This window comes from Protofrankia sp. CiP1_Cm_nod1 (assembly GCF_920888515.1).
Lineage (GTDB): Bacteria > Actinomycetota > Actinomycetes > Frankiales > Frankiaceae > Protofrankia.
Genome location: NZ_CAKKTM010000038.1, coordinates 1 through 5,403 on the forward strand (window position 1 = coordinate 1; position 5,403 = coordinate 5,403).

Sequence of the window (5,403 nt, forward strand, 5' to 3'; positions counted from 1 at the left end):
GCGCTGCCGACCGGCCGGGGCTGGCTGCTGGCGGCGGGCGCCACCGGGCCGGCGTCTATGATCGCGATGCTGGCCGGCTGGGAGGTGACCGAGGGCGGCCGGCAGCCCTGGATCGTCTACGGCCGCATGCTGGTGACGGACGCGGTGACCCACAGCCCCGGCCTCGGCTGGGCCTTCGGCGGCACGCTCCTGCTCTACCTGGGGCTGGCAACGGCGCTGGTGCTCATCCTGCGGCGGATGGCCACCGGCGGGCCCACCTACGAGGCCACGCCCGAGAACACGTCCCCGACCACATCTGAGACCACGTCCGAGGTGGCGGGTGCCGTCACGGCCGGTGCGCTTCCGGCCGACATACCAGCGGCTGGCGGGCTGCCGGCTGGCGGGCTGCCGGCTGGCGGGCTGCCGGCTGACGGGCCGCCGGCTGGCAGCACGCCGGACGGCGCTGTCGCGGCGGATGCCGTACCGGAGGCGGGGAGGGACGACGCCGTCCCGGCGGGACCCGCGCGGCCGGCGGGGGTGGAGCGATGACCGCCGCGGACGCCCTGCTGCTGGTCATGGTCGGCGGGCTGACGGCATACGCGCTGCTCGGCGGCGCCGACTTCGGCGCGGGGGTGTGGGACCTGTTCGCCCACGGGCGGCACGCCGCCGAGCAGCGGGCGCTGATCTCTGCCGCCCTCGGCCCGGTGTGGGAGGCCAACCACGTCTGGCTGATCTTCGTGATCGTGGCGATGTTCTCCGGGTTCCCGGAGGCGTTCGGCGTGCTCGGCAGCACGTTGGAACTGCCCATGGCGCTGGCGCTCGTCGGCATCGTGCTGCGGGGCAGCGCCTACGTCTACCGCGCCTACGGTGCCGGGGCGGCCGGCCCCGACCACTGGTGGGGGCGGGTGTTCGCGGCCGCCTCCACGGTCACGCCGTTCATGCTGGGCGTGTGCGGCGCGGCCATGGCCAGCGGCGTCGGCCGCCGCGATGCCGCGGCTGCCCCGCTCACCAGCGCGTTCGGGCTGCTGGCCGGCGCCTTCGCGGTCGCCGCGACCGCTTTTCTCGCCGCCGTCTACCTGTGCCGGGACGCGTCCCGGCGGCCGGGGAGCGAGCATCTGGTGGCCGGTTTCCGGCGTCGGGCGCTCGGTGGCGCGGTGGTCGCGGGGGCGCTCGCGGCCGCGTTGCTGCCGCTGCTGTGGCGGGACGCGCCGGTGGTGGCGCAGCGGTTCCCCACCCGCGGTGTCCCGTTCGTGGCCGTGTCGGTGTGCGGCGGGGCGGGCGCGCTGGTCCTGGTCTGGCGGCGGCACTACACCGCGGCGCGGCTGGCGGCGGGCCTCGCGGTGGCCGGGGTGCTGTGGGGCTGGGCCGTCGCCCAGTACCCGGACCTGGTGGTCGGGCAGGTCGCCGCCGCCGCGGCCGCGGCACCCGCGCCGAACCTGCGGGCCATGCTGATCGCGATCGGCTGCGGGGTGGCCGTCCTGCTGCCGGCGCTGTTCCTGCTGCTGCGGGTGTTCGCCGACCCGGAACCCGCCGGCGGCGACCCGCATCACTGACAGCGGCCCGCCGCCCTGGCCCACGCGTGCGTGACGCCGGGCGCGTGCGTGACGCCGGGCGCGGGTGTGACGCCGGGCGCGGGCCGGTGCGTAGGCTGCCGGCCCGGTCGGCTGGTTCGCTCGGAGCCGTTACGTTCGCCGGGTGAGGCTAACTGGCGACGGGCGGGCAGCGGCGCGGACGGACACCGGCGCACACGTGGGCGACGTTGCCGGGGCAGCCCTGGGAGGACAGCCGCGGCACGAACCGGCCACGAAGCCTGGCGACGCCGCGCAACCGGAAAGCGGCGGGAGCGGCGGGAGCGGCGGGAGCGGCCCCAGCGGCCCCAGCGGTGCCGGGCACGGCAGTGACCACGACACCGGTCGCGTGCGCGCCCGGCGGCGGCTGCTCGCGCACGAGGTGTGGCTGGTGCTGGGCGTCTCGCTGGGGGCGTCCGGGCTGTGGGCACTCGTCCGTTACATCGGCGATCTGACCGCTCCGGGGCCGGTCCGCCAGCAGGTCGCCGAGCTGAACTCGTCGGCGGCCCCGGGGCGTCCGTGGCTCGACCTCGCCCTGCAGCTGACCGGGATCGTCACCGCGGTCGTCCCCGCCTTCCTGGCGCTGCACCTGCTCGCCCGGGACGGCGGGGGGCCGGCCGCGATCGGCCTCGACCGTGGCCGGCTGGCCCGCGACGCCCGTTCCGGGGCCGGGCTCGCCTCGGTCGTCGGCGGTGGCGGGCTCGGGCTGTACCTGCTCGCCTGGCACTCCGGCGCGAACCTGACGGTGGTCCCCACCAGCCTGCCGGACGTGTGGTGGCGCATCCCCGTCCTGGTGCTGTCCGCGGTGCAGAACGCGCTGCTCGAAGAGGTCGTCGTGGTCGGCTACCTGCTGACGCGGCTGCGCCGGCTCGGCTGGGACGAGCGCGCCGCCCTGGCGGCGAGCGCGGTGCTGCGCGGTTCGTACCATCTGTACCAGGGGCTCGGCGGTTTCGCCGGGAACCTGGTCATGGGCCTGCTGTTCGGGCGGATCTATCAACGCCGGGGGCGGGTCGGCCCGCTCGTGGTGGCGCACGCTCTGATCGACATCGTTGCTTTTGTCGGTTATGCCGTACTGGCCGGCAGAGTTTCCTGGCTGCCCACATCGTGATCGCTACTCGGAAAAACCGCCAGGCTGTCATGTGTTTAACATGGAATGAACAACAGCCAACGATGGTTTCGCCGCGGCACGCCGGACGCGGTCGATGCTGTCCCGGGCGGCCGTGCCGTCCAGGCCAGCTGGCCACCCCGGTCGCGTCGGACCGTCCGGATGCGGCCGTGGCAGGGGCATGAGCGGCGATCGCATCAAGTGAATATGACGGAGGGTGACCGTGGGCGGCAGGCTGAGGGAAATAGAACGCAAGTTTGCCGTCGATCCGGGTTTCGTGCTGCCCGCCCTGGAACAGCTGCCGGGTGTGGCCGCGGTCAGCGAACCGGAACGGGTGGCCCTGGAGGCTGTCTACTACGACTCCGACGATTTCCGGCTGACCCAGAACAAGATCACGCTACGGCGCCGGACGGGCGGGCACGACGAGGGATGGCATCTCAAGCTGCCGCTGCGTGCCGGCGAACGGGAGGAGATCCAGCGTCCGCTCGACGCGGCCGGCACGCCACCGGACGAGCTGACGCCACCGGACGACCTCGTTGATCTGGTGCGCGTCCATCTGCGTGACGCGCCGTTGCGGCCGGTGGCCCGGCTGGTGACCGACCGTACCTTTGTCCGGCTCCGGGACGCCGCCGGCGCCGACCGGGCCGAAGTGGTCGACGACCAGGTCAGCGCCTGGACCCTCGGCGCGGCGGCCAGCCGGGAACAGCGGGAGCGGCGGGAGCGGCCGGCGGAGGATGCGGCGGAAGCACAGCCAGCGGCCCAGCCAGCGGAAGGCGCGGAGGGACCGCCGGCGCGAGGGCGGCGGCAGCGGTGGCACGAGATCGAGGTCGAGCACATCGGCACCGGTGACACCGGCCTGCTGGACGAGGTCGGCGCGCTGCTCACGACCGCGGGCGCGTCGGCGTCCCCGGACGCGTCCAAGCTGTCCCGGGTGCTCGGCCCGGCGCTGGCGCGACAGCCTCGCACCGAGGCGCTGCCCTCGCCCGGCAAGCTGCGGCCGCGCTCCCCGGTGGGCGAGGTGGTCGGGGCCTATCTGGCCGCCCAGGTCCAGGCGCTGCTCGCCGCCGACCCGCACGTCCGCCTCGACGTCCCGGACGCCGTCCACAAGATGCGGGTGGCCACCCGCCGGTTCCGCAGCACGCTGCGTACGTTCGCGCCCCTGTTCGACGGCGCGCGCGTGGCCCACCTGGACGGGGAGCTGCGCGACCTGGCCGGCGCGCTGTCCCCGGCCCGCGACGCCGAGGTGATGGTCGAGTACTTCGACGGACGGGTGGCGTCGCTGCCGGCCGAGCTGGTGCACGGCCCGGTCGCCGAAGTGATCGACAGCCAGCTGCTCGCCGGGCAGGAGCAGGCGCGCACCGAGGCGCTGGCGATGCTGCGCGGCGAGCGCTACCTCACCCTGGTCACGGACCTGAAAGACCTGGTCCGCGGGCTGCTGGAGACGTCCGCCACACAGCCGGGAGGGCCGGGAGGGCTTGCCGCGCAGCCCGCCAGGGTTGTCCTGCCGAAGCTGGTCGGACGCGCCGACAACCGGCTGACCCGCAAGGTCAACACGGCCCTGGCCACCCCGCCCGGCCACGAACGCGACATCCAGCTGCACAGCGCCCGCAAGCAGGCGAAGCGGCTGCGGTACGCGGCCGAGACGGCCGGCGCGGTCTTCGGGCCCGACGCGGCGGCGTTCGCCAGGCTGGCCGAGCAGATCCAGGAGCTGCTCGGCACCCACCAGGACGCCACGGTCGCCCAGGGGCAGCTGCGGCAGTGGGGGACGTCGGCGGCGCAGGCCGGCGAGCCGACCGCCTTCACCCTCGGGCTCCTGCTGGGCCTGGAGGAGCTCCGGGCCCGCACCGCGGAACGGGACTTCATCGACTTCTGGCCCGAGGCGTCCCGCGGGCGTCATCGCCGCTGGCTCCAGGTGTGATCAGTGTTGTGGGCCCGGTCCGCGCGCCCGCTGGATTCCCGGCCGCGCGGACCGGAGCCTGATGCCGCTCGGGCTGTTCCCGGGGCCGGCGGCGGATCCCAGCCCCCGCGGACCAGAGCCTGAGCGGGCCGGTGTCCGCCCCGGGCGACCGGCGGCCAGCCGTCGCCGGGCGCTCTACTGGTCGTAGAAGCCGCGCGCGCGGTCGTTGCCGCCCCAGCGGGCCGGCAGTTCGATGAGCTGCCGGATCCTGGTCCGGTCGGTGCGGCCCGCCGGAGTCTGCAGCAGGATGCCGGACTCCGGGTCGTCCATCGGCCGGAACAGGGACAGCACCAGCCTGATCTCGCCGACGGTGGCGGTGCTGACAGTCACCGTCCGGGTGGTGAAGCCGTGTGCCGACCGGTCTTCCCACCACGGCCTCAGCTCGGCCCGTTCCGTTCCGAGCAGCGTGAACATCTCCCGGACACGCTCGTCGTGCTCGTCACCGAACTGGCTGCGGAACTGCGCGAGCAGGTCCTTCGTCACGCTCTCCCACTCGTGCAGGGTGCTCCCGAGCAGGCGGCTGGTGATCAGCAGGTAGATGAGGTTGCGACGTCGTTCGTCGAGCAGGCCGGGGTCGGTCCACAGCGCCGCGTAGGCGTCGTTCCAGCCGATGATGTCGAACCTGCGGTCCAGCAGCAGCGCCGGGGACGTCGGCCAGCCTGCCAGGACGGGACGCAGCAGGCGGACGGCAGCCCGCGTCCGCTGCGACTGGGGTGGCTGTCGCGTCCGCCGCGGCGGCTGGTGCGGCGGCGGGGACGTCCGCGCGGACGTCCCCAGCAGCGCCAGGGCGTGCC

The 5,403-nt window shown here is 74.7% G+C and carries 5 protein-coding genes; 4 read left to right on the forward strand and 1 reads right to left on the reverse strand.

Going from position 1 to position 5,403, the window contains the following annotated elements; genetic code table 11:
* The 4 genes from NBX02_RS02570 to NBX02_RS02585 all read left to right on the forward strand — a co-directional run.
* A partial coding sequence (locus tag NBX02_RS02570; RefSeq protein WP_250289816.1) for a cytochrome ubiquinol oxidase subunit I occupies window positions 1-528 on the forward strand: 528 nt, incomplete at its 5' end.
* Window positions 525-1,532, forward strand: a complete 1,008-nt coding sequence (locus tag NBX02_RS02575) for a cytochrome d ubiquinol oxidase subunit II (protein ID WP_250286436.1) — start codon at window positions 525-527, stop codon at window positions 1,530-1,532. The genes NBX02_RS02570 and NBX02_RS02575, both read left to right, overlap by 4 nt.
* A 364-nt stretch (window positions 1,533-1,896) precedes the next feature.
* On the forward strand, window positions 1,897-2,655 hold the full coding sequence (locus tag NBX02_RS02580; protein ID WP_250286441.1) for a CPBP family intramembrane glutamic endopeptidase: 759 nt from the start codon (window positions 1,897-1,899) through the stop codon (window positions 2,653-2,655).
* A 220-nt stretch (window positions 2,656-2,875) separates the two neighbouring features.
* The gene (locus tag NBX02_RS02585) at window positions 2,876-4,570 is read left to right on the forward strand and encodes a CHAD domain-containing protein (RefSeq protein WP_250286432.1); all 1,695 of its coding nucleotides are present in this window, start codon (window positions 2,876-2,878) and stop codon (window positions 4,568-4,570) included.
* A 174-nt stretch (window positions 4,571-4,744) separates the two neighbouring features.
* Here the strand turns inward: NBX02_RS02585 and NBX02_RS02590 are convergent.
* Window positions 4,745-5,403: MmyB family transcriptional regulator (locus NBX02_RS02590; RefSeq protein ID WP_445548221.1), on the reverse strand; the 659-nt coding region annotated here is incomplete at its 5' end.